The sequence below is a fragment of the Pseudoxanthomonas sp. PXM04 genome, from assembly GCF_014851695.1.
GTDB classification, from domain to species: Bacteria; Pseudomonadota; Gammaproteobacteria; order Xanthomonadales; family Xanthomonadaceae; genus Pseudoxanthomonas_A; species Pseudoxanthomonas_A beigongshangi.
This window is the reverse complement of the sequence record NZ_JACVAG010000003.1, coordinates 105,562-129,588: the sequence shown is the minus strand read 5'-3', so window position 1 is coordinate 129,588 and position 24,027 is coordinate 105,562. Positions and strand designations below refer to the sequence as shown.

Sequence of the window (24,027 nt, the reverse complement as noted above, 5' to 3'; positions counted from 1 at the left end):
ACTCGAAGGGGAGACCATGGCAGCACGTTGGTGGAAGGCAACGGGTCTGGTGCTTGTCGGCGCGGCGATGACCGCGCTCGCGATGGCGGACGGACCACCCAGGGCAATGCCCGCGTCTCCACCGCTTGCCGCCGCCAGCGCTCCCGAGGACGACATTCCATTCGCCGCCGCCGATGCGGCGGCGGTCAGCGTGCCGAGTTCGCCGCAGGCCTGGGGCGGGCCGCGCACCGGGCAGGAACCGACGCTTTCCGATCGCGTGGTCGACTACAGGATCCAGGTCAGCCTGGATCCCGACAAGCACACGCTCAAGGGCAAGCAGCAGCTGACCTGGCGCAACCGCAGCGATCGACCGGTGCGTTCGGTTTACCTGCACCTCTACCTCAATGCGTTCCGCAACGAGGGCAGCACCTTCTTCAGCGAGAAGCGCAACCTGGGTTTCGATTTCCGTTCCGACGTGCCGATGAAGGATGGCGAGTGGGGCTGGATCGACATGACCCGGGTCATGCAGGCCGGCGCCCCGGTGCCGCAGACCTTCGTGCAGCCGGACAACGGTCCGTCCACCGACATGACGGTGGTGCGGCTGGATCTGCCGCAGGCCGTCGCGCCCGGCGGCAGCACCACGCTGGACATCGATTTCGACGCGCAGTTGCCGCGCGTGATCGCGCGCACCGGCTACTTCGGCAGTTTCCACCTGATCGCGCAGTGGTTCCCGAAGATCGGCGTGCTGGAGCTGCCGGGCGAGCGGGGCGCCACTGCGCCACGCTGGAACGTGCACGAGTTCCACCTGCACAGCGAGTTCTACGCCGACTTCGGCAGCTACGACGTGACCCTGGACGTGCCCAGCGAATATCGCGTGGGCGCGACCGGCGAGCTGCAGGGCACGCCCACGACCGCCGACGGACGCACCCGGCATCGCTACGTCCAGCATGATGTGCACGACTTCGCCTGGACGGCGGACAAGAACTATGCCGAACCGCTGCTGGGCGACTGGACGGGTCCGGGCAGCCCTCCGGTCAAGATCCGCGTGCTGTATCCGCCGGAATTCAAGGCCAGCGCCGCGCCCGCGCTGAAGGCGACGCAGGATTCGCTGACCTATTTCTCGCGCACGCTGGGGCCGTATCCGTACCGCACCGTGACGGTGGTGATTCCGGCCCACAACGCGACTGAAGCCGGTGGCATGGAGTACCCGACCTTCTTCACCGCCGATTCGTTCGAACAGGTGCCGGCGCTGGGCCTGAACGCGCTGGCGCTGGATTTCGTCACCATCCACGAGTTCGGCCACGGCTATTTCTACGGCATCCTCGCTTCCAACGAATTCGAGGAGCCGATGCTGGACGAAGGCCTCAACGAATACTGGGACCAGCGCATGCTGCGCGAGGCCGGCAACCGCTACATCGTCGCGCCCGAGTGGCTGCGCCGGCTGGGCGTGCGGCCGCACCTGGGCGAGTTCGAGCTGGAGCGGCTGGGCGCGCGGCTGGATGATCCGGCCGACGGCACCGGCGCCAATTCCTGGGGCCGGCTGTCGAGCAGCAGCTATGGCGCGGTGTATTCGCGCACGGCCACGGTGATGCGGGACCTGGAAGCGCAACTGGGCACGCCGGCCATCGAAAAGGCGTTCAAGGATTATTACGCCACCTGGAAGTTCAGGCATCCCAGCATCGCGGATCTGCGCGAATCGCTGGCGGTCTCGACCGGCCGCCGCGACGTCGTCGAGCGGGTGTTCGCCCAGCAGGTGTATGCCACCCGCAAGGTCGATGATCGCATCGAGCGTTTCACCAGCACCGAGGTGTTGCCGCTGGCCGGGTTCCAGATGGAAAAGGGCAAGCGCGTGGACGTGAGCGAGGCCGAACGCGACAAGCGGATCAGCCGGCAGCGCGAGGCGTGGGACAAGGCCAATCCCAAGGCCAGGCCCGGCAGCGGGCCGTTCCCGTGGCGGACCACGGTGCTGGTGCGCCGCGACGGCGCGGCGGTGCCGCAGACACTGGTGGTCACCTTCGCCGACGGCAGTCGCAAGACGGTGCAATGGGATGACGACGCGGCCTGGAAGCGGTTCGTGTGGGAGGGGCCGAGCAAGGCGGTGTCGGTGCAACTGGATCCGCAGAAGCTGCATTACCTCGACGCCAACAAGCTGGACGACAGCCGCACGCTGGAAAGCGATGGCAGCGCCGCCCGCCGCTGGAGCGCCGATTTCGCGGCGTTGTTCCAAGCCCTGCAGACCTTCCTGGTGAGCCTATGAGCACCCATTCCCGTTTCGGTTTCTGGCGCCAGTTGTTCGGCGCGTTCGGCGGCGCCCTGCAGTGGCGCGTGCTGGTGCTGTGGATGATCGCGCTCGGCGTGGTCGCGTTGATCGCGGCGTTCCCGGTCTGGCGCGCGCTGGACGGCGCGCTCGGCCACACCATCGACGCCGCCCGTCACGCGGTCGGTCTGGATGCGCTGGCACTGGCGGATCTCACCCGGGTCTTCGACAAGGACACCAGCGTGGGCTTCGGCGTGCTGGTCAGCCTGGTGTTGAGCCTGCTGCTGTCGCCCTGGCTGACCGGGGTGATGCTCGCCGGCATCCGCTACGGTCGCGCGGGACGGTTGGGCGTGCTCGCCGGCGAAGGCATGCGCGAGTATGGACGCCAGTTGCGCCTGATGATCTGGTCGCTGCTGCCGCTGGGCATCGCGATCGGCCTGGGGTCGTGGTGGATGGACATCGCCGCCACCCATGCCGAGGAAGCGGTGCTGGCTTCCAGCGCCCGCAATGGCGACCGGTTGGCGCTGGTCGGCGCGGTGCTGGTGTTCATCCTCGCACACGCGGGTATCGAACTGACCCGGGCGCGCATCGCGGTGCTGGACGACACCCGCTCGGTGATCCGGGCATGGTGGCGCAGCTTCAAGCTGTTCCTGCGCCGCCCCTTCGCCGTACTGGGCCTGTACCTGCTGGTCTGCGTGATCGGCTTGGCGGTGGCGCTGGCGCTGGCGTGGCTGCGCAGCCGCGTGGCCGGCATTGGCTGGGGCGCGTTCGTGCTGGCGGTGTTCTGCGCGCAGCTGGTGGTCGCGGCGCTGGCCTGGGTCCGGCTGGCGCGCCTGCGCGCGCTGGCCGCCGTGGTCGAGGACGATGCGGCGCGCCGGGCCGCCTGACGGAACGCTGCATGCCGCCGCGCGGGGGCCGCGCGGCGGCGGTTTTGGAGCGACAATGCCGCCATCCCCTCCCACGGGCATGGCTTGCCGTCGATGTTGACCGCTGCTGACTACCGACCTCCCCGCTGGCTGCGCAATCCGCACCTGCAATCGGTGCTGGGTTCCAGCCTGATCCGCCGCAGGCGTGGCGTGCACGCGCTGCAGCGCGTCGGCGCGACGAACGCCGAGGTCATCGTCGATGGCGGCGACGGGGTGCGCCTGCAGGGTTTCCACAGCCAAGTGCCGGGACGCGCGCCGCGCGCGCTGGCGGTGCTCCTGCATGGCTGGGAAGGCAGCGCCGACTCCAGCTACATGCGGATGACCGCGGCCGAACTGCTGCTGCGCGGTTTCGACGTGTTCCGGCTGAACTTCCGCGATCACGGCGATACCCATCACCTCAACGAGGAACTGTTCCATTCCAACCGCATCGACGAGGTCGTCCATGCGGTCGGCGATGTCGCGGCCCGCTTCCCGACCCGGCCGATGGTGCTGGCGGGCTATTCGCTGGGCGGGAACTTCGCCCTGCGGGTGGCCCTGCGCGCGCAGCAGGCCGGCCTGCCGCTGCGACGCGTGGCCGCGGTCTGCCCGTTGCTGGATCCGCACCGGACCATGGACTACATCGAGAACGGGCTGCAGATCTACGACTGGTACTTCCGTCGCAAGTGGCGCAGCTCGCTGCTGCGCAAGCGCCAGTTGTTTCCGGAACGCCACGCCTACGATGACGCCGTGCTGGCGCAGGACATGCGCGGGCTGATGCGCTGGGTGGCCGAGCGCCACACCGGTTTCGGCACCCTGGAAGCCTATTTCGATGGCTACTCGATCGCCGGCGAACGCCTGGCCGGCCTGCAGGTGCCGTCGGACATCCTGATGGCGCAGGACGATCCGGTCATCCCGTTCGAGGACTTCGAGCACTGGCACCTGCCGGCCACCGCGCATCTGGAAATCGCGCCTTGGGGCGGGCATTGCGGGTTCATCGAAAACGCCGCCTGCGACGGGTTCGCCGAGCGCTGGGTCGCCGATCGGCTGGAAGCCGCGCTGGCCGACGCCTGAGTGCCGCGCGGTTACCATGGCGGCTGAATCCAACGTCATCCAAGGAGTCCCGCGCATGCGCATCTGGAGCCGGAGTTTCGAACCCGGGCAAGCCATTCCCGCCGAATTCGCCATGGGCCAGCCGGATGGATTCGCCGGCAACCGCAATCCGCACCTGGCCTGGGATGACGTGCCGGCCGGCGCGCGCTCGTTCGCGCTGCTGTGCATCGATCCCGACGCGCCGACGGTCGCCGAGACGGTGGGCCGCGAGGACATGGAGATTCCGCACGACCAGCCGCGCGCCGATTTCGTCCACTGGACAATGATCGACATCCCGGCGGATGTGCGCGAAATCGCCGCCGGCAGTTGCAGCGACGGCGTCACCGCGCATGGAAAGGTGTCGCCACAAGGGCCTGCCGGAGCACGCCAGGGCTTGAACGACTATACCGGCTGGTTCGCCGGTGACGCGCAGATGGGTGGCGACTACCTGGGCTACGACGGTCCGTATCCGCCGTTCAACGATGCGCGCGTGCACCGCTATTTCTTCCGCCTTTACGCGCTGGACGTGGCTTCGCTGGACCTGCCGGATCGCTTCACCGCCGCGGATGTGCAACGCGCGGTGCAGGGGCATGCGCTGGCCGAGGCCGCGGTGCAAGGAACCTACACACTCAACCCGCGACTGCGCTGAAGGAGGCGGGCCATGGAAGGTCACGACACGCAGGATCCCTATCGCGCGCCCATCGCTGCCACCGAAGTTGTGATTTCCCCGGAGGCCCTGGGTGAACCGGCGGCGAAGGTACGGCGGTTTTTCAACTGGCTCATCGACAAGGTGATGATCTGGGGCCTGGCCATGCTCGTGGGCATCCTCAATGCCACTTTCGTGGATGACACGTGGATGGCGTGGTTGATGACCGCACCCTGGTGGGTGGATTATGTGTTTGGTTGTGTACTGGTCCTGATCTACTACACGCTGATGGAAGGCCTGTTCGGCGTCACCGTCGGCAAGCTGATCACCGGCACCCGGGTGGTCGACGAACATGGCCAGCGCGTGGCGTTCCTGCGCGCGTTGCTGCGCAGCCTGTGCCGGCTGATTCCCTTCGAGATCTTCTCGCTGCTGGTCAGTGACGACGCCAATCCGCGCGGCTGGCACGACTCGCTCCCGCGCACGCGGGTGGTGATGCGCCGATCGCGGCCACCATTGCCGCCGGTGGCCGTCGCCGAATGAGGCAACAAAAAGGCCGGATCCCGACGGATCCGGCCTTTTGTCTTCCACGCTTTGCCGCGCGGCTTACTTCTTCACGTTCTCCGACTCGACCACCATGTCCAGCACGTAGGCGGTGTCGGACGCGTCGGCCGGCACCGGGTTGCGCTTGAAGCGCTTCACCCGCAGCACGTTGCGGATGCCGGCTTCGTGGGTATAGCCCTCGATGTCCTCGTAGAAGTTCTGCCATTCGCCTTCGGACGATTTCACGCCCTTGTCGTCGTAGCGGATCTCGCGCACCTGCAGGCACTGCTTGTTCGGGATCAGCGGGTGGCTGCACGGCTTGGTTTCGGCCGCGACTTCAAGGAACGCCTGTTCGCCCGGGCCGCCGTAGCGGGTTTCGGCGGTGGCTTCGCCGGCGAAGGTCAGCACGTCGCCGGCCGCGTTGGTCAGGGTCAGGTGGGCTTCGTCGCCGCCCTGCACCGCGAGGGTGGAACTGCCTTCCAGACGCTTGCCGGCTTCACCGTCCAGCGCCATCAGCTTGCTGTCGGCGCAGGCCATCTGGGTCGCTACCATCGGCGACACCGTCAGCTTGTCGCCTTCCAGGGTGTAGCCACCGCCCATCCGGTTGCAGGTATTGCTGACGCCCAGGCGTCCCTCGGCGAAGTCGAGGGTGAGCGGGTGATCGGCGCGGGCGAACAGCGCATCGATGCGCTTGCCCTGCGCGTCCTTGGCGTCCTGCAGGCGCCAGTGGTACGCACCGAGCGCGGCGGCGCCGGTGGGAGCGGCCGGCGTGGCGGCGACCGGAGTGGTCGCGGCGGGCGGTTCGGTGCCGGCCGGCGGCGCCGCATCCGGGGTCGGCTTGGCGCAGGCGGCCAGGGCGATCGGCAGGGCGAGCAGGATGAGTCGTTTCATGGGGTTCTCCTTGAAGGGTGACCAGTGCAAACGCGTGGACGCCTGGAACGGGGTGAAACCGGCGCGACGCCGGGCCGTACCGCTCAGGCACCGTTCGGGGAAGCGCCGATCCCCGGGTCACCGCAGGGCGCTGGTATGGCTCAGCTTCCGGCGGGCATCAACAGCAGCAGGAGCGCGCCGAAAACGATGCGGTAGAAAGCGAAGCCGGTGTAGCGGTGGGACTTGATATAGCCCAGCAACCATTTGACGACGATGAAACCGGTCATCGTGGCGGCGGCGAAGGCCAGGCCGACCTCGCCCCAGTTCTCGCTGCCGATGGCGCCGTCCTTGACCAGTTCCAGGAAGGCGTAGCTGCTGGCCGCGAACATGGTGGGGATGCCAACCAGGAACACGAACTCGGTGGCCGACGAACGCCGGCTGGTGCCGGCCAGCATCGCCATGAAAATGGCCGCGGCCGAACGCGAGGTGCCGGGAAACACGCCCGCCACGACCTGCGCCAGGCCCACCAGCACCGCCACCTTCCAGGTGATGTTGGGCTGGTCGCCGCGCTTGCCGGCGAAATGCTCGGCCACCAGCATCCACACGCCGCCGATGATCAGCGCCCAGGCGATCGGGGTCAGGGTTTCGGGCAGTTCCCAGCCGGCCAGCCGCACCGGCAGGCCGACCAGGGCGGTGACCAGGAAGGCGGTGATGATCTTGGCGATGTAGTCGCGGTTGGCCGGTTCGCGCCAGCCGCGGGCCAGTTCCCACAGGCGATCGCGGAACACCAGGGTTATGGCGAGGATGGCGCCGGCCTGGATGACGATGTTGAAGAAGTCGGAGCGATGGCCGAGCCAGCGCTCGGCGATGAGCAGGTGACCGGTGCTGGAGATGGGCAGGAATTCGGTGATGCCTTCGATGATGCCGAGCAGGAGCGCGGCGAGCAGGTCGGTCATGGGACGCGGACAGGTGGGCGGGAAGCGACAAGGATAGAGGATTCCCGATGTCACATATTGGTGCGTTGCTTGCTAAGTTGGCACCACAAAGGTGCATTCCGCCAATGCGAGGTGAATTTCAGTCCTTTAAAAACAATCGCTTATCGGATTCCTTGGGTTGGCACACTGTTTGCTGAAGAGAAGGCACGTTCCTACCAACCCGAGGTTCCAAGATGTCTGCGGACAATGTTGAAAAGCTGATCAAGGACAACAAGGTCGAGTTCGTCGACCTGCGTTTCGCGGACGTCCGCGGCGTGCAGCATCACGTCACCTTCCCGGTCAACATCGTGGAGCCCTCGCTGTTCGAGGACGGCAAGATGTTCGACGGCAGCTCGATCGCCGGCTGGAAGGGCATCAACGAATCCGACATGGTGCTGCTGCCCGACGCCAGCACCGCCTTCCTGGACCCGTTCACCGCCGATCCGACCATCGTGCTGACCTGCGACGTGCTGGATCCGGCCACCATGCAGGGTTATTCGCGCTGCCCGCGCGGCGTCGCCAAGCGCGCCGAGGCCTACCTGAAGTCCAGCGGCATCGCCGACCAGGCGTTCTTCGGCCCGGAACCGGAATTCTTCATCTTCGACTCCGTGCGCTACGCCAATGAAATGGGCCACACCTTCTTCAAGATCGATTCCGAGGAAGCGGCCTGGAACAGCGGCACCAAGTACGAGGGCGGCAACAGTGGCTATCGTCCGGGCGTGAAGGGTGGCTACTTCCCGGTCGCCCCGGCCGACACCCTGCACGACATCCGCGCCGAAATGTGCAAGACCCTGGAGCAGGTCGGCATCGAAGTCGAAGTGCACCACCACGAAGTCGCCACCGCCGGCCAGTGCGAAATCGGCACCAAGTTCAACTCGCTGGTCAAGAAGGCCGACGAGCTGCTGACGATGAAGTACATCATCAAGAACGTGGCCTTCCGCAACGGCAAGACCGCGACCTTCATGCCCAAGCCGATCGTCGGCGACAACGGCAGCGGCATGCACGTGCACCAGTCGCTGGCCAAGGGCGGCACCAACCTGTTCTCCGGCGACGGCTACGGCGGCCTGTCGCAGATGGCACTGTGGTACATCGGCGGCATCTTCAAGCACGCCCGCGCGATCAACGCCTTCACCAACTCGGGCACCAACAGCTACAAGCGCCTGGTGCCGGGCTTCGAGGCGCCGGTGATGCTGGCTTATTCGGCCCGCAACCGTTCGGCTTCCTGCCGCATTCCGTGGGTGTCCAACCCGAAGGCGCGCCGCATCGAGATCCGTTTCCCGGATCCGCTGCAGACCGGCTACCTGACCTTCGCCGCGCTGATGATGGCCGGCCTGGACGGCATCAGGAACCAGATCGATCCGGGCGCGCCCAGCGACAAGGACCTGTACGACCTGCCGCCGGAAGAAGAGAAGAACATCCCGCAGGTCTGCTCCAGCCTCGACCAGGCGCTGGAAGCGCTGGACAAGGACCGCGACTTCCTCAAGGCCGGCGGCGTGTTCAGCGACGACTTCATCGATGGCTACATCGCGCTGAAGATGCAGGAAGTGACCAAGTTCCGCGCGGCCACGCACCCGCTGGAATACCAGCTGTACTACGGCAACTGAGCAACCGCGGCGATGGCGACGGAATCCCCTCCCACCCGTCGCCATCGCCGCACCTCGACCCGGCTGGGGAGCTGGGGAGCCGCACCGCTTCAAGGAGATCGCAACACCGGCAACACAGGGGAACGCAACACAGAGCAACACAGGAGAGAACCATGAGCCGCCACTCCCTCCCACGTCACCTACCGTCACCGCGATGCATCGCGGCGACGGTTTGTGCGGCTCATGGGTTGTTCCGCACCGAGAACGTGTCCGCCGCCAGGGGGCTGCGCGCACGGGTGTCCTGAAACCACCGGCCGGCTGCGGCCGGCCGGTTCCATCCACCATCGGGGTATGCGCATGAAACTGATCACCGCCATCATCCGGCCGTTCAAACTCGACGAGGTCCGAGAGTCCTTGTCGCAGGCGGGCGTGTCCGGCATCACCGTCACCGAAGTGAAAGGCTTCGGCCGGCAGAAGGGCCACACCGAGCTGTATCGCGGCGCCGAGTACGTCGTCGATTTCCTGCCCAAGATCAAGATCGAAACCGTCGTCACCGACGAACGCCTGGAAGCGGTCATCGAGGCCATCCAGCAGGCTGCCGGCACCGGCAAGATCGGCGACGGCAAGATCTTCGTGACCACCATCGACCAGGTCATCCGCATCCGCACCGGCGAAGTCGGCGCGGACGCGCTCTAACACTCGGAGCCCCACATGAAGACTCGACTGTTCGACGGGTGGAAAGCCCGTGCGCAAGCGTTGTGCCTGGCCGCCGTATGCGGCGTGATGACGATGGGGTTCGCGGCCGGCGTTTCGGCCCAGGATCCGGCGCCCGCGCCGGCATCTGCATCGGCGCAGGAAACCGCGGCACCGGCCGCCACCGAAGTTGTGGCGCCGGTCGCCGAAACCACGCCCGCAGCCACCGCGTCCGCCGAAGCCGCTCCGGCCGCCGAAGCCGCCCCGGTGGTGGAAAAGGGCGACGTCGCCTGGATGCTCACCTCCACCCTGCTGGTGCTGCTGATGGTGGTGCCGGGCCTGGCGCTGTTCTACGGCGGCATGGTGCGTTCGAAGAACGTGCTGTCGGTGCTGATCCAGGTCGCCACCGTGTTCTCGCTGCTGGTAATCCTGTGGGTGTTCTACGGTTACAGCCTGGCGTTCTCGGGCGAGGGACCGTGGATCGGCAATCTCGACAAGGCGCTGCTGAAAGGCGTGACGCTGGAATCGCTGGCGGCGACCTTCAGTGCCGGCGTGAGCCTGCCGGAGTACGTGTTCGTCGCGTTCCAGGCGACCTTCGCCGGCATCACCGGCGCGCTGATCGTCGGTGCGTTTGCCGAACGGGCCAAGTTCGCCGCGGTCGTGCTGTTCTCGGTGCTGTGGTTCACCTTCGGCTACCTGCCGCTGGCGCACATGGTGTGGGCCGCGGGCGGATTCCTGTTCGAGAAGGGCGCGCTGGATTTCGCCGGCGGCACCGTGGTGCACATCAATGCGGGCATCGCCGGCCTGGTCGGTGCCTACTTCGTCGGCCGTCGCGTGGGCTTCGGGCGTGAGGCGCTGAAGCCACACAATGTGACCTTCACCTTCGTCGGCGCCTCGCTGCTGTGGGTGGGCTGGTTCGGCTTCAACGCCGGTTCCAACCTGGAAGCCAATGCCGGCGCGGCGCTGGCCTTCCTCAACACCCTGCTAGCCACCGCCGCGGCGATTCTGGGCTGGGCGGCGACCGAGAAGTTCACCAAGGGCAAGTCCTCGGCGCTGGGCGTGGCGTCCGGCGCGGTCGCCGGCCTGGTCGGTATTACCCCGGCGTGCGGCACGGTCGGACCGTTCGGCGCGATCGTCATCGGCCTGGCCGCCGGCGTGATCTGCGTGTGGGGCGTGAATGGCCTCAAGCGCCTGCTGGGCGCGGACGACAGCCTGGACGTGTTTGGCGTGCATGGCCTGGGCGGCATCGTCGGCGCGATCCTCACCGGCATGTTCAGCGCCGCCTCGCTGGGCGGAGTGAAGGGCGAGGGTTACGACATCGCCAGCCAGGTCGGCATCCAGGCGTTGGGCGTCGGCATCACCATCGTCTGGATTGGCGTGGTGTCGGTGGTCTCGTTCCTGATCGCCAAGCTGGTGTTCGGCCTGCGGGTGGCCGAGGAAGCCGAGCGCGAGGGCCTGGACATCACGTCCCACGGCGAATCGGCCTACGAGGCCTGATTCCCGCCACCGGGCCGGCTTTGCACTAAACTGGTGCAATGCCGGCCCCGGTGACTTTCCCCATGTTTCCCGCACCCGCTCCCGATGCGCTCAGCACGCCGGTGGCCTGGGCCGATGCCGGCGGCCACATCGCCGGGGTCAACGCGGCGTTCGCCCGCTGGCTGGGCGTCAGCGCCCGGCGCCTGCAGGGACAGCCACTGGCGGCACTGGAAATGGAGGGTGACGCGATGGCGCGTTTCCTGGAAAACACCGATCATGACGTGCTCCGCCTGCACCGCATGGCGCTGGGCATGCCGGGCGGCGAGGCGCCGCGCTTCGCCGAGGGCTGGCTGTCGCGGCTGGACGGCGGCGGCTGGCTGCTGGAGGCGCACCCGGTGGACGAATTCCCGGCCCCGGATCCGACCCAGGTGCTGCCGAGTGCCCTGGGCGCCGCGCTTAAGGGGCTGGCACATGAACTGCGCAACCCGCTCGCCGGCCTGAAGGGCGCCGCGCAACTGCTGGCGCGGCGGGCCGGGCAGCGCACCGACAATGAGGACGAGCGCGAACTGATCGACCTGATCGAATCGGAAATCGGTCGCCTCAACACCCTGCTGGATCAGTTGCTGTCGCCGGCGCCGCAGCGGCCGCATGCGCCGCTGAACATCCATGCGGTGCTGGAGCGCGTGTTGCGCCTGGCCGAAACCGAGGGCGGCTGGTCGGTGCGCCTGCAACGCGACTACGACCCCAGCCTGCCGGAACTGCCCGGCGATGCGGACCGGCTGACCCAGGCGGTCTGGAACCTGGTGCGCAACGCGATCCAGGCCGGCGCCGCCAGCGTCGTGCTGCGCACGCGGGTGGAACATGGCCTGCGCATCCACGATCACCTGCACACGATGGCGCTGCGCGTGGAAATCATCGATGACGGTCGTGGCGTGCCCGAGGAACTGGCCGAACACCTGTTCCTGCCGCTGGTCAGCGGGCGCGCCGAAGGCAGCGGGCTGGGCCTGGCGCTGGCCCAGCAGGTGGCGCGCGAACATCGCGGCACCCTGACCTACCGTTCGCGTCCCGGCCATACCGTTTTCACCCTGCTGTTGCCGCCGGGGAGCGACGAGGAAGAGGAACGCCATGTCCACTGACAGCGCCACGCCCCATCTGCAACGCATCTGGGTGGTCGACGACGACCGCTCGGTGCGCTTCGTCCTTGCCACCGCGCTACGCGACGCGGGCTACGACGTGGATGGTTTCGACAGCGCCGCCGCGGCGTTGCAGGCATTGGGCGCGCGTGGCGCGCCGGACCTGCTGTTCACCGATGTGCGCATGCCCGGCGACGATGGGCTGGTGCTGCTGGACAAGCTCAAGGCCACGCATCCGCAATTGCCGGTCATCGTGATGTCGGCCTACACCGACGTCGCCAGCACTGCCGGCGCGTTCCGCGGCGGCGCGCACGAGTTCCTGTCCAAGCCCTTCGATCTCGACGATGCCGTCGCCCTGGCTGCGCGCGCGCTCCCGGATGCCGAGCAGGATGTCTCCGCGGCCATGGAACCGGCCGGTTCCGTGCCGGGCCCGCCCCGCCTGATTGGCGACACACCGGCGATGCGCGCGCTGTTCCGCGCGATCGGGCGGCTGGCGCAGGCGCCGCTGTCGGTGCTGATCAATGGCGAAACCGGTACCGGCAAGGAACTGGTCGCGCGCGCGCTGCACCAGGAATCGCCGCGTGCGCGCAAGCCGTTCGTCGCGCTCAACACCGCCGCGATTCCCGCTGAACTGCTGGAGAGCGAATTGTTCGGCCACGAGGCCGGCGCCTTCACCGGCGCGCAGAAACGCCACATCGGCCGCTTCGAGCAGGCCGACGGCGGCACCTTGTTCCTGGACGAAATCGGCGACATGCCGCTGCCCCTGCAGACCCGCTTGCTGCGCGTGCTCGCCGAGGGTGAATTCTTCCGCGTGGGCGGGCGTGAGCTCATCCGGGTCGATGTGCGGGTGATCGCCGCGACCCATCAGCATCTGGAAACGCTGGTCGCCGAAGGCCGTTTCCGCGCCGACCTGCTGCACCGCCTCGACGTGGTGCGCCTGCAGTTGCCACCATTGCGCGAACGCCTGGCCGACGTGCCGCAGCTGGCCGACAACTTCCTGGCCGCCGCCACCCGCAAGCTGGACATCGCGCCCAAGCGCTTCTCGCACGCGGCGCAGGTGCAGTTGCAGTCGTATGCCTGGCCCGGCAACGTCCGCGAACTGGAAAACGTGTGCTGGCGATTGGCGGCGCTCGCGCCGGGCGATGTCATCAGCGGCGCCGATCTGGAAGCGGTGTTGCCGCGTGGTGGAATCCGCAATCCGCCGGCCACCTCCGCGGGCGAATGGGACGAAGCCTTGGCCGGCTGGGCCCGCGCGCGCCTGGTCGAAGGCGCCGATGGCCTGCACGCCGAGGCGCGCGAACGCTTCGATCGGACCCTGCTGGAAGTGGCCCTTGAATTCACCCAGGGCCGACGCGCCGAGGCCGCGTCGCGGCTGGGCGTGGGGCGCAACACGGTGACGCGCAAGCTGGGCCCGGGACGCAAGCGGCGCTGAATTCATTGCACCTGAATGAAGCTGAGGTTACGTTTGCGTGCTCACGCTTCCAGGAGATCGCCATGCGTACCGCACTGCTCGCCACCGTCACCGCCGTCGCGCTTGCCGCCTGCGGCAGCAACCCGAAGCCGGCGGAACAGCCCGCCGCCCCGGCCGCCACCAGCACCGCCAAGCAGGGCATCGCGAACCTCGCCTCGGCGTCGGGAAGCCTGGTCAGCGGCAAGATCACGCTGGTGCCGATGGCCGATGGCGTGCACCTGACCGGCGAAGTCGGCGGACTGCCGGCCAACAGCGCGCATGGATTCCACGTGCACGAGAAAGGCGATTGCAGCGCGGTGGATGCCAGCAGCGCCGGCCCGCACTTCAATCCGACCGCGACCACCCACGGCAAGGCCGGCGGTGGCGCGCATCATGCCGGCGACATGGACAATGTCACCGCCAACGCTGAAGGCGTGGCCCGCATCAACGTGCACCTGACCGGCGTGACTCTCGGCGGCGGCGCGCCCAACGACATCGCCGGGCGGGCGCTGATCGTGCACGGCTCGCCGGACGACTACACCAGCCAGCCCGCCGGCAACGCCGGCGCGCGCGTGGCCTGCGGGATCATCACCGTCACCCAGTGACGGTCACGCGGGAACGGCGCAACGCGTCGTTCCCGCTATCGCCCGGCTCAGGGTTGGCCCAGGGCGTCGCGCGGATCCGCATAGCCGGCGCAGTGCGCGAACAGCACCGGAATGCCGTGCGCTTCCAGTACCGCGGCGAATTGCTGCTGGCGGGCGAGGAAATGGTTGTAGGCGCGCTCCAGCCGTTCTTCGGTGGCTTCCTGCGGCGCGTAGCGCGCACGCCAGGCGGAAGGCTCGAACAGCGCGATGCGTACTTCGCCGTCCAGGTAGCGCAGCAGCGGCTCCGGCGATGCGTCCAGCCATTCTTCCCGCTCCGGCGCGAGCAGCGCGGTCTCGATGATCGGCCAGAGCGAATCGAGACCGCCGTGGCCATACTGCATCGCGGTCATGGCGGCGAGATCATGCAGGGTCAGGTAGCGCGCGTGTTCGATCTGCGCGCCGAAGGCCTGCTGCGCGAGCAGCGCGGTATCGGCCTGGGCCATGCCGGTCTCCAGCAGGATCGCTTCCAACCGTTCGGCAACTTCGGAAACCGTATGGTTCTCGCCGCTGAGCAGGAACGGCAGCACGCGCAGCGGCCCGCCCGCCAGATCGTTCTCGGCGGCGAATGGCAGCGGGACTTCCCCGTGCTCATCCGCGCCGAAGGCGATCATCCGCGGACCGCTGTTGCGGCCGGGCACGCGCTGCTGCAGCTCCTGCAGGCGACGATGCAGCGGCCAGCCCGGGCGCAGCGCCTCGGCGGGGTCGAAATGCGCCGCGGCCAGGGTCAGATCCAGATCGCGGATGGCGGGCACCAGCGCAGCCAGGTCGCGGCCAATCCGCTCCACCAGCATGGCGGCGTCGGCAGGCCGCAGCGCGGCCTGCGCAGGGGCGTTTCCGGCGGAGAGTTCCAGCGCCAGGAATCCCTTCACGTCGGCGGTCGTTGCGGATGCGGTCATATCAAGGTTTGGCGGCGATGGAGGGGGGCATTACACTCTCGCATTATGCCTGCCGCCGCCGCGGCTTCCGAACCACCGCACCGTGATGAGGTCCTCCATGCCAGCCGCCCGTCCCGTCGCCATCCTCGGTGGCGTCCGCATTCCGTTCTGCCGGCAGAACACCGCCTACGCGGATGTGGGCAACCTGGGCATGTCGGTGCGTACGCTCGGCGCGCTGGTCGAACGCTTCGGCCTGCATGGCCAGCAGCTCGGCGAAGTCGCCATGGGCGCGGTGATCAAGCATTCCAGCGACTGGAACCTGGGCCGTGAAGCCACACTGTCCTCCGGGCTTTCGCCGCTGACGCCGGGCATCACCCTGCAGCGCGCCTGCGGTACCAGCCTGGACAGCATCATCACCGTCGCCAACAAGATTTCGCTGGGACAGATCGAATCGGGCATCGGCGGCGGTTCGGACACAACCTCCGACGTGCCGATCGTCTACGGCAGGAAGCTGCGCGCGCGCATCCTCGCCGCCAATCGCGCCAAGACCACGCAGGACAAGATCAAGACGCTGGTGAAGGGCTTCAAGTTCAGCGAGCTCAAGCCCGAGTTCCCCGGCGTGGCCGAGCCGCGCACCGGCAAGAGCATGGGCGATCATTGCGAGGACATGGCCAAGGAATGGAACATTTCCCGCGATTCGCAGGACGAACTGGCGGTGGCCTCGCACAAGAAGCTGGCGGCGGCCTACGAGCGCGGTTTCTTCAGTGATCTGATCGCGCCGTTCCGCGGACTGGAGCGCGACAACATCCTGCGTCCGGACACCTCGCTGGAAAAGCTCGCCACGCTCAAGCCGGCGTTCGACAAGACTTCCGGGCGCGGCACCTTGACCGCGGCCAACTCCACGCCGCTGACCGACGGCGCGGCCGCGGTGCTGCTGTCCAGCGAGGAATGGGCACGCACGCACGGGCACGAACCGCTGGCCTACCTGCGCGACGCGCAGGTGGCAGCGGTCGATTTCGTGCACGGCGAGGGCCTGCTGATGGCGCCGACCGTCGCGGTGCCGGAAATGCTCAAGCGCCACGGCCTGACGCTGCAGGATTTCGATTTCTATGAAATCCACGAAGCCTTCGCCGCGCAGGTGCTGTGCACGCTGCGCGCGTGGGAGAGCGAGGACTACTGCCGCAACCGGCTGGGCCTGGACGCGCCGCTGGGCCGGATCGATCCGGAGAAGATGAACCCGAATGGTTCCTCGCTCGCCACCGGCCATCCGTTCGCCGCGACCGGTGCGCGCATCGTCGCCACCGCCGCCAAGGAACTGAAGCAGCGTGGTGGCGGCCGTTGCCTGGTGTCGATCTGCACCGCCGGCGGCATGGGCGTGGTCGCGATCATCGAGCGCTGATTCGCACATACACGACCGGGTAGGAGCGCCGTCCCGGCGCGAGCTCCTTCTCGTGGACGCGCGAGGCAATCGGGGACGAGCCCGCGGAACAGCTCGCGGCCGGAGGCCGCTCCTACCTCTATCCCACCCGGTGTGCGGGATGCGCGGTTTGTCAGCCGCGCAGGCGCGGCAGGCCGTGTTCGTCGCGTTCCTCGACCACGGCCGCATCGAAAATCTTCTGCTTCATGTCGCGCCCCGGCAGTTCGATCGCCGGCTCGCCGCGCAGCGCACGCAACGCGTTGGCGAAACTGCGCCGCGCGCTGGCTTCGTCGCCAACGGCGGCGAAACCTTCACCCAGTTCTTCCCATGCGTCCGCCCCGGCTCCCTGCGCCAGCGCGCGGTGCAGGAATTCCTGCGCCTGCGGCCACTGTCCCTGCTGGCGGGCAAGCCGCGCCAGCGTGACCAGCAGCGCGGGACTGGCCGGGTGCGCCTGCAGCCAGCGCTGCGCGCTCGCCCGGCGCGAATCGGCCTTGCCCACCGGCAGCCGTCCATACAGCGCGACCAGGGATTCGTCCCAACGTACGTCGATGGCCGACTCCAGGCTGCGAATGGCGGCATCTTCCCAGCGCATCGCGGCCGCGCGCTCGGCATAGGCGGCGACCACCGCGGGATCGTTGCGCAGCGGCTTGGACAGGGTTTCCCAGCGCTCCGCCAGCACGTTGGCGTCGCCGGCCTCGCGCACCGCGCGGGCAGCCAGTTCCTTTTCCAGCGTATCGAGCCGACCGCCCGACAGTGACTGTTGTTGCTTCATCGCGCCCAGCAGGCCATAGGCTTCGCCACTGCGATTGAGCTGGGCGAGCGCCTGCGCGCGCAGCGACAGTCCGCGCGGCGGCAGCGGCTGCGCGGCAGGGGATTCCAGCGCGGTCAGCGCTTCGATCGGGGATTGGCGGGCCAGCGCGCGATCGGCGGTGGTCAACGCATGGGCCGCCGCGCTGCGCTGCGCGAGCGCTTCCAGATGGCGGCGGGCGGCGGCCTCGTCCTCGCGGGCATCGGCCGCGCGCACCGCGGCGATCCGCGCGATTGCGCCCACTTCATCATCCTCGGCGGCGCGTTCCAGCAACTTTTCCGCACGGTTCCAGTGGCCGCCATGCAGGTTGTCCAGGCCCTCGATCAGGCGCGCGCGCGCCTGCTTCCGGCGATGCCGAGCCCAGGCGCGGAACGGCAGGGTCAGCAGTTTGAGCAGCAGCCAGATGACGCCGGCGACCAGCAGCAGCGACAGCAGCGCGCGCGGCACGTCGGTTTCCCAGTCGTTGCCGCCGAACTCCACGAATACCCGGCCAAAATCACGAGTGTGTTCCTGCGCCAACCATTGCGCGGCGAACACGCCGACGGCCAGCAGGATCAGCAGGATGACGGTGGTGCGGAACACCTTCATGGCACGGTCTCCTCCTCCAGTCGGGTCGCCGTGGCAGCGGGAGGCGGCGCGGTGAAACGCGCGGAGCGCAGGCTGCGCAGCTGTTCCAGGGTACTGCCCAGCAGCAGCACGTCGTCGCGCAGCGGTAGCCGCCGCATCGCCGCCAACTGCTGGCGACCCTGACGCAGTGCCGGTGAATCCGGCCACAACCGGGTGATCCATTGATCGATGCGGTTCAGCGAGGCCAGGAAGCCGGCCGCGTCGCCGCGTTCCAGTGCCGCGTGCGCCAGGCTGATCTCGATGCGCAGCGCGGCTTCGCCGGCATTGCGATCGGAGGGAGCGACGAACGCCGCCTGGCGGCTCGGCCGCACATCCACCAGCGGCGCCAGCCAGCGCTGCCAGCGGCGTTGCTCGGTCACTGCCGATGCCGCTGCCGTGCGCTGCGGCAACCCCGCCAGGCCCGCGGCGAAAGTGTCCAACTGCCGGCTCAGGCGCGCGCGTGGTCCCGCACCCTGCGCCTCCAATGCCTGGCGCTCCTGCGCGAGGGTCTGCTTCAGATTGAGCAGACGATGATCGTCGATGCCTTCCAGCGCGCCGGCAGCCAATGCGTAGGCACGACGGGCACCGTCGCGATCATCGGCCACGCTCAGCCGCTGCCCGGCCAGCGACAGCAGCATCTCCACTTCGTCCAGGCGCAGGGCCTGCGCGCCGTGGCGGCTCGGGTCGGACAGCTTGGCGACGCTTTCCTCGAGCAGGGCGCCGCGCTGGCCCAGGCCCAGCACTTCATCGCGCAACACGCGGTTGGTCGCGGCCGCGTCCTGGACACGCTGGGTCAGCGTGCGTTGATCGCGACGCACCGATTCCAGCCGCTGTTCGATGGCGCCCAGGCGCTGCGCGGCATCGGCGGCTTGCGCCTGTGCCTGCGCGTCGCGCGCCTTCCAGCCGCGCCAGCCCAGCGCAGCGACGGCGGCCAGCGCGATCAGCGCCAGCAGCCAGATGAACGCACCGCGGCCGCCGCGGCGATCCCGGTTACCGGAAGGAGAAGGGGAAGGGTTTTCGTCGTTCACTCGACCGTCCTTGTTGTCGTTCTGGCGGGCGTCGTGGGCTCATGCTAGCGGATCGGGCCGCGACAGGGCGGTTTCCGCGGCGTCCAGCATGTGCGCGTTGCGAGGTCCGGCGGCCTGCAGCACGCGCGCGAAACCGGTTTGCGATGCCTGCGTCGCGAGTCGTTCGCTGGCAGCGATCGCCGGCAGGCGCCGCAGCGTTTCGAGTGCGGTCGACGGCAGTTGCGCCACCAGCCGTTCGAGCGCACCGCCGCTGCTGATCAACACGCAGGCCGGCGCGCGCAACTGTTCCAGCGCCCGCAGGCTGCGCGCCGACACGGCCACGTCCGTTCGTTCATAAACGTCGGCGCGTTCCAGGCGGGCACCGCGCTCCGCCAGGCCGGGCGCCAGCAGGTTGCGGCCGGCCGGCGCGGTCACGAAGCCGATCCGTTTGCCCGCGATCGCTTGCAGTTCGGGCAAGGCCAGCAGGCCTTCGCTGTCCATCCGCGCAGGCGCCGAGACCCGAGCGACGCCCTGGCGACGCAGCGCGTGCGCGGTGCCACTGCCCACGGCGAGCCATGTCTGTCCCGGCGCGGCCTGCAGATGCTGCAGGCTCGCGGCGGCGGCAACGGCCGCCGGGCTGGTGAACAGCACGAGGTCGCCTTGCAGGGCACGCGCCAGCGCTGCGCGCGCGGCTTCGTCCCCGCGCACGGCGACCCGCCACGGCGACAACGCCAGCAGCCCGGCGCCGCGCCGCGCCGCCGCGCGGCGCAGCGCTTCATGCCCGCCCTGCGGCCGCAGCGAGATCACGTACCATCCTGCGTCTTTATCCGAAGCCATGGGCGGATTATCCGTGATGAATGCCGAAGCCGCGCTGGATCGCCTGCGTGCGTATTGTCGCGGGATGCCGCCGGTCGCCGCCATGCAGGTGGAAGTTGCCGGCTATGCGGATGGCGTATTGCGCCTGACGGCTCCGCTGGCGCGGAACGTCAATGACAAGGGCACTGCGTTCGGCGGCAGCCTGACTTCGCTGATGACGGTGGCCGGCTGGGGACGGGTCACGCTCGGCCTGGATCTGGCCGGCGAATCCGCCGAAGTGTATGTGGCGGACAGCAACATCCGCTATCTCGCGCCGCTGCGTTCGGATCTGCAGGCAGAAGCCCGGCTGGCGCCGGGCGAGTCCTGGGAGACCTTCCTGGTCACCCTGCGCCAGCGCGGGCGGGCGCGGATCCAGGTCGAGGCGGTGGTGTACCTGCCCGATGGCGGCGCGGCCACCACCTTGAGCGGTCGTTTCGTCGCCATCGCGAGGCGGTAGGATGGAGGCACCTGTGGGGGAGGGGAACCGATGCCGATGAGCCTGCGCTGGGTACTGCTGGTGTTCCTGGCGATCGCCGCGTTCGGTGTGCAGGCCGCGGGAGGGCGGCAGCGGGCCAAGCTGGAACAGGCCCAGAACGCCTACGCGGCGGCGATTCGCTGGGGCGATTTCGAAGGCGCATGGACCTTCGTCGAGCCCGCCTACGCCGCGGCGCACCCGATGGGCGAATTCGAGCTGCGGCGCTACGAGCAGGTCCAGGTATCCGGCTATCGCGACCTGTCCAGCCTGGTGGAACCGGACGAGGTGGTCGTGCGCCTGATCGAGGTCCGGGTGATCAACCGCCATACCCAGGCCGAGCGAACCCTGCGCTACCGCGAGCGCTGGCGCTGGGACGCCGAGGGCAAGCGCTGGTGGCTGGTCGGTGGCCTGCCGGACTTCTGGGGAGGCGAATAGCGCCCCCGCCGCAGTCCGCGCCGCTATGCGACAATCGCGGTTTGCCCAGACCCGCGTATTCCCGTGAGTTTCGAAAAACTGCAGGCGTTCGTCGCCCATAGCCCGGTCCTGTCGCTGCTGCTCGTCGGCCTGACCGCGGTGATCATCTACACCGAAATCGCCCGCCTGTTCCGCGGCTACAAGGCCCTGCGCCCGGCCGAGCTCACTGGTCTCATCAACCGTGAGAACGCGTTGGTGGTGGATCTGTCGGCCACCGGCGATTTCGAGAAGGGGCACATCGCCGGCAGCCGCAACGTCGCGCCCAGCCAGTTCGACCCGGAGAGCAAGCTGCTGTCCCCGGCCAAGGCGCTGCCGGTGGTGATGGTGTGCCGCAATGGCCAGGCGTCCGCGGACGCGGCCAAGCGCCTGAAGAAGGCCGGCTTCACCCAGGTGTACTGGCTGGATGGCGGCATCGCCGCCTGGCAGCAGGCCGACCTGCCGCTGATCAAGGGCCGCTGAGCCGCCCTTGATTCCGGGCGGGTGCGTCGCCAAGACATGCCATAATCACCCTCTTTACTTTCCGTTCAACCGAATTCCCGGAGTTTCGAAATGTCCGAAGAAACCAACAACGGCGCCGTCGCGCCGGCCGAAGCTGGCGCCGCGTTCACCGTCGAGAAGATCTACGTCAAGGACGTTTCGTTCGAAGTCCCGGGTGCGCCGGCCATCTTCACCGAGAACGTGCAGCCGGACCTGCAGCTCAACCTCAACCAGCGCGTGCAGCGCCTGAACGAGAACGCGTTCGAAGTCGTGCTCGGCGTCACCCTGACCTGCAAGGCCGGCGACAAGACCGCGTACGTGGCCGAAGTCCAGCAGGCCGGCATCTTCGGCCTGGTCGGCCTGGAGCCGCAGGCGGTCGACGTGCTGCTCGGCACCCAGTGCCCGAACATCCTGTTCCCGTACGTGCGCCAGCTGGTCAGCGACCTGGTCCAGTCCGGCGGCTTCCCGCCGTTCTTCCTGCAGCCGATCAACTTTGACGCCCTGTACGCCGAAACCCTGCGCCAGCGCGCCGCGCAGCAGGGTGGCGACGGCGAACTGGCCAACACGGAACCGGCGGGCAACGCCTGATTCATGAGGCACAATCCCGTCGTGGCGCGAACCGCGCCGATGGGGGTGACGCATGGCTGATTCGTTGAGGATCGCCGTCCTCGGCGCGGGCTCCTGGGGCACCGCGCTGGCGACCCTGATGGCCCGCAACGGCCATCAGGTCGTGCTGTGGGGCCGCGACGAAAAAGTCGCGGCCGCGATCGATGCGCAGCACGAGAACCCGCGCTACCTGCCGGGCATCGCGTTGCCGGAAAGCCTGCGCGCCACCACCGATCTCGCCACCGCCATGCAAGGCGCCGAACTGGTGCTGGTGGTGGTGCCGTCGCATGCGTTCACCGAAACGCTGAAGCTGGTCGCCCCGCTGCGGCCGGCCGGCGCCGGCGTCGCCTGGGCCACCAAGGGCTTCGAGCCCGGTTCGGGACGCTTCCTGCATGAGGTCGCCGAGGAAATCCTGGGCGCGGACGTGCCGCTGGCCGTCGTCACCGGCCCGTCCTTCGCCAAGGAAGTCGCACTCGGCCTGCCGACCGCGGTCACCGTGCATGGACATGACGCCGGCTTCGCCCAGCTGATGGCCGAAGTGCTGCATGGCCCGGCGTTCCGCGCCTACACCGGCGACGACATGGTCGGCGCCGAATTGGGCGGCGCGATGAAGAACGTGCTGGCCGTGGCCACCGGCGTCGCCGATGGCATGCAGTTGGGACTGAATGCGCGCGCCGGCCTGATTACCCGCGGCCTCAACGAGATGTTGCGGCTGGCCGCGGCAATCGGCGGCAAGCCGGAAACCCTGATGGGCCTGGCTGGCCTGGGCGATCTGGTGCTCACCGCCACCGGCGATCTCTCGCGCAACCGGCGGTTGGGCCTGGCGCTGGGACGTGGCCAGCCGATCCAGGAAGCGATCCGCGAAATCGGCCAGGTGGTCGAATCCATGCAGGCCGCCGACGAAGTGATGCGCCAGGCGGAGCGGCACGGCATCGACCTGCCGATCTCCAGCGCGGTCCGTGCCGTGTTGCATGGCGAGATAACGCCCACGCTGGGCCTGCAGCAACTGCTGGCGCGCGAACAGAAACCGGAATATCCGGAGACGCTCTTCAAGTAAGCCGTCGAGCGGATCGAGAATGCAGAAAGCCCGGTCATTGGCCGGGCTTTTTTATGGTTGCCGGGAAGTGGACTCGCCATTCGGTGGTTGAGGAGCATTTGCTCTTCTACCAAGAGCAAATCCTCCTTTACCTGCTGCGCAGGTGCCCGCCCCCTTTTTCGCTTTCAACAGCCGAATGACTGGTCAAGGGGGCTATCAACGACTCGACCGCCTAGGGAAACCCGCTTCGCCTCCCCCTTCGAAGAAGGGGGACCGAGGGGGATTTGCTCTTGGCGCGAAATGTAGCCGCTCCTCAACCACCGGATGGCGGGCCATCTCCATCTTCGAGGCCGGAGAAACGGCATTCGCGCCGCTTGGACCAGAAAAGAGAAGCCCGGCTTGTGGCCGGGCTTCGGGTCGCGACGCGGGGAGAGAGAGACACGTCGCGGGAGGCGGTGTGGCTTCCTGGATTACCAGCTGAAGCGCGGACCGACGAACCACTGGGTATCACCACCGTCGACGACCTTCACGTCGGCCGAGGCGCTCCAGTTCGGGGTGAACTTCACCTGCGCGCCGAGGCGGCCGTAGAAGTCACCGTCATAGTCGTCGCCGTCTTCGTAACCGGCCAGGGCATAACCGTTCAGGCGGTTGGTCAGTGCGCTGTTCACGCCGACTTCGACGCTGTAGCCATCGGCGCTGAAACCGGGAACGCGGATGCCGGACGGCGTGGTGAAGCGATCGGTCTTGACCTTCTCGTAGGCCACGCGGGTCAGCAGGTCCACGCGCTTGGACAGCTCGTGGTTGTAGCCGACGCCGACGCGCCACTGGTCGAAGTCGACCTTCACGTCGTCCACTTCCTGCTGGCTGTAATCAGCGAACAGGTGGAAGTTCGGGTGGATGGCCACCGAGCCCTTCAGCGCCCAGCCGTCGGAATCCGGACCATCGATGTTCGTCTTGGTGTAGCCGCCTTCCACGTAGTTGTAGGAGACGCCATCGGCCGCGGAGGCGGCGAACGGCAGGGCGGCCAGCAGGGTCAGGGCAAGCAAGGACTTCTTCATACGCTCAAACCTCTATTTTTTTAGTTGGTATCCAGCGCTGAGGAAGTGATCCGTTCGCTGCTGGTGATGTGAATTATCCGTTAGCGCCCTCAAT

Annotated in this window: 24 protein-coding genes; 17 read left to right on the top strand and 7 right to left on the bottom strand. The window is 68.0% G+C overall.

What is annotated here, in order from left to right; genetic code table 11:
* Nucleotides 1–16 precede the first annotated feature (16 nt).
* The 5 genes from IB228_RS09060 to IB228_RS09040 all read left to right on the top strand — a co-directional run bounded on the left by IB228_RS09060 (nucleotide 17) and on the right by IB228_RS09040 (nucleotide 5,416).
* Nucleotides 17–2,236: a M1 family metallopeptidase gene (locus IB228_RS09060; RefSeq protein WP_225562364.1), complete on the top strand. Its 2,220-nt coding sequence runs from the start codon at nucleotides 17–19 to the stop codon at nucleotides 2,234–2,236.
* Nucleotides 2,233–3,123, top strand: coding sequence for a hypothetical protein (locus tag IB228_RS09055; RefSeq protein WP_192198160.1), 891 nt, complete (start codon nucleotides 2,233–2,235; stop codon nucleotides 3,121–3,123). The genes IB228_RS09060 and IB228_RS09055 overlap by 4 nt, the downstream gene beginning before the upstream one ends.
* Before the next feature lie 96 nt (nucleotides 3,124–3,219).
* A complete protein-coding gene (locus IB228_RS09050) occupies nucleotides 3,220–4,212 on the top strand; it encodes an alpha/beta fold hydrolase (protein WP_192198381.1) in 993 nt (330 codons plus the stop codon).
* A gap of 55 nt (nucleotides 4,213–4,267) precedes the next feature.
* A complete protein-coding gene (locus tag IB228_RS09045; protein WP_183640206.1) occupies nucleotides 4,268–4,879 on the top strand; it encodes a YbhB/YbcL family Raf kinase inhibitor-like protein in 612 nt (203 codons plus the stop codon).
* A gap of 12 nt (nucleotides 4,880–4,891) precedes the next feature.
* Complete coding sequence (locus IB228_RS09040) at nucleotides 4,892–5,416, top strand: RDD family protein (protein ID WP_192198159.1); 525 nt, start codon at nucleotides 4,892–4,894, stop codon at nucleotides 5,414–5,416.
* A 63-nt stretch (nucleotides 5,417–5,479) separates the two neighbouring features.
* Here the strand turns inward: IB228_RS09040 and IB228_RS09035 are convergent, their stop codons facing one another.
* On the bottom strand, nucleotides 5,480–6,307 hold the full coding sequence (locus tag IB228_RS09035; protein WP_192198158.1) for an META and DUF4377 domain-containing protein: 828 nt from the start codon (nucleotides 6,305–6,307) through the stop codon (nucleotides 5,480–5,482).
* A 140-nt stretch (nucleotides 6,308–6,447) separates the two neighbouring features.
* Nucleotides 6,448–7,242: an undecaprenyl-diphosphate phosphatase gene (locus tag IB228_RS09030; protein ID WP_183640214.1), complete on the bottom strand. Its 795-nt coding sequence runs from the start codon at nucleotides 7,240–7,242 to the stop codon at nucleotides 6,448–6,450.
* Nucleotides 7,243–7,454: 212 nt separating this feature from the next.
* Here IB228_RS09030 and glnA point away from each other — a divergent pair, with 212 nt between their 5' ends.
* The 6 genes from glnA (at nucleotide 7,455) to IB228_RS09000 (ending at nucleotide 14,200) form a co-directional block, all read left to right on the top strand.
* Nucleotides 7,455–8,864, top strand: coding sequence for a type I glutamate--ammonia ligase (gene glnA / locus IB228_RS09025; protein WP_141454571.1), 1,410 nt, complete (start codon nucleotides 7,455–7,457; stop codon nucleotides 8,862–8,864).
* Between the two features lie 336 nt (nucleotides 8,865–9,200).
* On the top strand, nucleotides 9,201–9,539 hold the full coding sequence (locus tag IB228_RS09020) for a P-II family nitrogen regulator (RefSeq protein WP_055941078.1): 339 nt from the start codon (nucleotides 9,201–9,203) through the stop codon (nucleotides 9,537–9,539).
* 15 nt (nucleotides 9,540–9,554) lie between these two features.
* Entirely contained in the window at nucleotides 9,555–11,033 is a 1,479-nt protein-coding gene (locus IB228_RS09015) for an ammonium transporter (protein ID WP_192198157.1), read from the top strand.
* 62 nt (nucleotides 11,034–11,095) lie between these two features.
* Nucleotides 11,096–12,148, top strand: a complete 1,053-nt coding sequence (locus tag IB228_RS09010) for an ATP-binding protein (protein ID WP_183640219.1) — start codon at nucleotides 11,096–11,098, stop codon at nucleotides 12,146–12,148.
* Complete coding sequence (ntrC, locus tag IB228_RS09005) at nucleotides 12,138–13,577, top strand: nitrogen regulation protein NR(I) (RefSeq protein WP_183640222.1); 1,440 nt, start codon at nucleotides 12,138–12,140, stop codon at nucleotides 13,575–13,577. The genes IB228_RS09010 and ntrC overlap by 11 nt, the downstream gene beginning before the upstream one ends.
* 62 nt (nucleotides 13,578–13,639) lie before the next feature.
* Nucleotides 13,640–14,200, top strand: coding sequence for a superoxide dismutase family protein (locus IB228_RS09000; protein ID WP_183640224.1), 561 nt, complete (start codon nucleotides 13,640–13,642; stop codon nucleotides 14,198–14,200).
* 47 nt (nucleotides 14,201–14,247) lie between these two features.
* On the opposite strand, the gene IB228_RS08995 is transcribed toward IB228_RS09000, so the two are convergent.
* The gene (locus IB228_RS08995; RefSeq protein WP_192198156.1) at nucleotides 14,248–15,135 is read right to left on the bottom strand and encodes a hypothetical protein; all 888 of its coding nucleotides are present in this window, start codon (nucleotides 15,133–15,135) and stop codon (nucleotides 14,248–14,250) included.
* Nucleotides 15,136–15,232: 97 nt separating this feature from the next.
* On the opposite strand from IB228_RS08995, the gene IB228_RS08990 reads away from it, so the two are divergent.
* Nucleotides 15,233–16,513 carry an acetyl-CoA C-acetyltransferase gene (locus tag IB228_RS08990; RefSeq protein ID WP_183640232.1) on the top strand — a complete coding sequence of 427 codons (1,281 nt, stop codon included), beginning with the start codon at nucleotides 15,233–15,235 and terminating at the stop codon, nucleotides 16,511–16,513.
* 151 nt (nucleotides 16,514–16,664) lie between these two features.
* Here the strand turns inward: IB228_RS08990 and IB228_RS08985 are convergent, their stop codons facing one another.
* The 3 genes from IB228_RS08985 to IB228_RS08975 all read right to left on the bottom strand — a co-directional run bounded on the left by IB228_RS08985 (nucleotide 16,665) and on the right by IB228_RS08975 (nucleotide 19,789).
* Nucleotides 16,665–17,927 carry a heme biosynthesis HemY N-terminal domain-containing protein gene (locus IB228_RS08985; RefSeq protein WP_183640235.1) on the bottom strand — a complete coding sequence of 421 codons (1,263 nt, stop codon included), beginning with the start codon at nucleotides 17,925–17,927 and terminating at the stop codon, nucleotides 16,665–16,667.
* A complete protein-coding gene (locus IB228_RS08980) occupies nucleotides 17,924–18,904 on the bottom strand; it encodes a uroporphyrinogen-III C-methyltransferase (protein WP_192198380.1) in 981 nt (326 codons plus the stop codon). Before IB228_RS08980 ends, IB228_RS08985 begins: the two co-directional genes overlap by 4 nt.
* A gap of 108 nt (nucleotides 18,905–19,012) precedes the next feature.
* The gene (locus IB228_RS08975) at nucleotides 19,013–19,789 is read right to left on the bottom strand and encodes a uroporphyrinogen-III synthase (RefSeq protein WP_192198155.1); all 777 of its coding nucleotides are present in this window, start codon (nucleotides 19,787–19,789) and stop codon (nucleotides 19,013–19,015) included.
* Nucleotides 19,790–19,805: 16 nt separating this feature from the next.
* Between IB228_RS08975 and IB228_RS08970 the strand changes: the two genes are divergently transcribed.
* The 5 genes from IB228_RS08970 to IB228_RS08950 all read left to right on the top strand — a co-directional run bounded on the left by IB228_RS08970 (nucleotide 19,806) and on the right by IB228_RS08950 (nucleotide 22,896).
* Nucleotides 19,806–20,264 carry a YiiD C-terminal domain-containing protein gene (locus IB228_RS08970; RefSeq protein WP_225562363.1) on the top strand — a complete coding sequence of 153 codons (459 nt, stop codon included), beginning with the start codon at nucleotides 19,806–19,808 and terminating at the stop codon, nucleotides 20,262–20,264.
* A 36-nt stretch (nucleotides 20,265–20,300) separates the two neighbouring features.
* Nucleotides 20,301–20,717: a hypothetical protein gene (locus IB228_RS08965; protein ID WP_192198153.1), complete on the top strand. Its 417-nt coding sequence runs from the start codon at nucleotides 20,301–20,303 to the stop codon at nucleotides 20,715–20,717.
* Between the two features lie 63 nt (nucleotides 20,718–20,780).
* On the top strand, nucleotides 20,781–21,215 hold the full coding sequence (locus IB228_RS08960; protein ID WP_183640245.1) for a rhodanese-like domain-containing protein: 435 nt from the start codon (nucleotides 20,781–20,783) through the stop codon (nucleotides 21,213–21,215).
* A gap of 90 nt (nucleotides 21,216–21,305) precedes the next feature.
* Nucleotides 21,306–21,821, top strand: a complete 516-nt coding sequence (gene secB, locus IB228_RS08955) for a protein-export chaperone SecB (RefSeq protein ID WP_183640248.1) — start codon at nucleotides 21,306–21,308, stop codon at nucleotides 21,819–21,821.
* A 52-nt stretch (nucleotides 21,822–21,873) separates the two neighbouring features.
* Nucleotides 21,874–22,896, top strand: coding sequence for an NAD(P)H-dependent glycerol-3-phosphate dehydrogenase (locus IB228_RS08950; RefSeq protein WP_183640251.1), 1,023 nt, complete (start codon nucleotides 21,874–21,876; stop codon nucleotides 22,894–22,896).
* A 449-nt stretch (nucleotides 22,897–23,345) separates the two neighbouring features.
* On the opposite strand, the gene IB228_RS08945 is transcribed toward IB228_RS08950, so the two are convergent.
* Nucleotides 23,346–23,933 carry an Ax21 family protein gene (locus IB228_RS08945; RefSeq protein WP_183640254.1) on the bottom strand — a complete coding sequence of 196 codons (588 nt, stop codon included), beginning with the start codon at nucleotides 23,931–23,933 and terminating at the stop codon, nucleotides 23,346–23,348.
* Nucleotides 23,934–24,027: the final 94 nt, after the last annotated feature.

Coding starts and splice junctions, on each gene's coding strand:
- IB228_RS09045 (WP_183640206.1), top strand. CDS start 4,268: ATGCGCATCTGGAGCCGGAGTTTCGAACCCGGGCAAGCCATTCCCGCC.
- IB228_RS08950 (WP_183640251.1), top strand. CDS start 21,874: ATGGCTGATTCGTTGAGGATCGCCGTCCTCGGCGCGGGCTCCTGGGGC.
- IB228_RS09060 (WP_225562364.1), top strand. CDS start 17: ATGGCAGCACGTTGGTGGAAGGCAACGGGTCTGGTGCTTGTCGGCGCG.
- IB228_RS09040 (WP_192198159.1), top strand. CDS start 4,892: ATGGAAGGTCACGACACGCAGGATCCCTATCGCGCGCCCATCGCTGCC.
- IB228_RS08970 (WP_225562363.1), top strand. CDS start 19,806: ATGAATGCCGAAGCCGCGCTGGATCGCCTGCGTGCGTATTGTCGCGGG.
- IB228_RS08975 (WP_192198155.1), bottom strand. CDS start 19,789: ATGGCTTCGGATAAAGACGCAGGATGGTACGTGATCTCGCTGCGGCCG.
- IB228_RS09055 (WP_192198160.1), top strand. CDS start 2,233: ATGAGCACCCATTCCCGTTTCGGTTTCTGGCGCCAGTTGTTCGGCGCG.
- IB228_RS09035 (WP_192198158.1), bottom strand. CDS start 6,307: ATGAAACGACTCATCCTGCTCGCCCTGCCGATCGCCCTGGCCGCCTGC.
- IB228_RS09020 (WP_055941078.1), top strand. CDS start 9,201: ATGAAACTGATCACCGCCATCATCCGGCCGTTCAAACTCGACGAGGTC.
- IB228_RS09030 (WP_183640214.1), bottom strand. CDS start 7,242: ATGACCGACCTGCTCGCCGCGCTCCTGCTCGGCATCATCGAAGGCATC.
- secB (WP_183640248.1), top strand. CDS start 21,306: ATGTCCGAAGAAACCAACAACGGCGCCGTCGCGCCGGCCGAAGCTGGC.
- IB228_RS08985 (WP_183640235.1), bottom strand. CDS start 17,927: ATGAAGGTGTTCCGCACCACCGTCATCCTGCTGATCCTGCTGGCCGTC.
- IB228_RS09010 (WP_183640219.1), top strand. CDS start 11,096: ATGTTTCCCGCACCCGCTCCCGATGCGCTCAGCACGCCGGTGGCCTGG.
- IB228_RS08995 (WP_192198156.1), bottom strand. CDS start 15,135: ATGACCGCATCCGCAACGACCGCCGACGTGAAGGGATTCCTGGCGCTG.
- IB228_RS08990 (WP_183640232.1), top strand. CDS start 15,233: ATGCCAGCCGCCCGTCCCGTCGCCATCCTCGGTGGCGTCCGCATTCCG.
- IB228_RS09000 (WP_183640224.1), top strand. CDS start 13,640: ATGCGTACCGCACTGCTCGCCACCGTCACCGCCGTCGCGCTTGCCGCC.
- glnA (WP_141454571.1), top strand. CDS start 7,455: ATGTCTGCGGACAATGTTGAAAAGCTGATCAAGGACAACAAGGTCGAG.
- IB228_RS09015 (WP_192198157.1), top strand. CDS start 9,555: ATGAAGACTCGACTGTTCGACGGGTGGAAAGCCCGTGCGCAAGCGTTG.
- ntrC (WP_183640222.1), top strand. CDS start 12,138: ATGTCCACTGACAGCGCCACGCCCCATCTGCAACGCATCTGGGTGGTC.
- IB228_RS08945 (WP_183640254.1), bottom strand. CDS start 23,933: ATGAAGAAGTCCTTGCTTGCCCTGACCCTGCTGGCCGCCCTGCCGTTC.
- IB228_RS08965 (WP_192198153.1), top strand. CDS start 20,301: ATGAGCCTGCGCTGGGTACTGCTGGTGTTCCTGGCGATCGCCGCGTTC.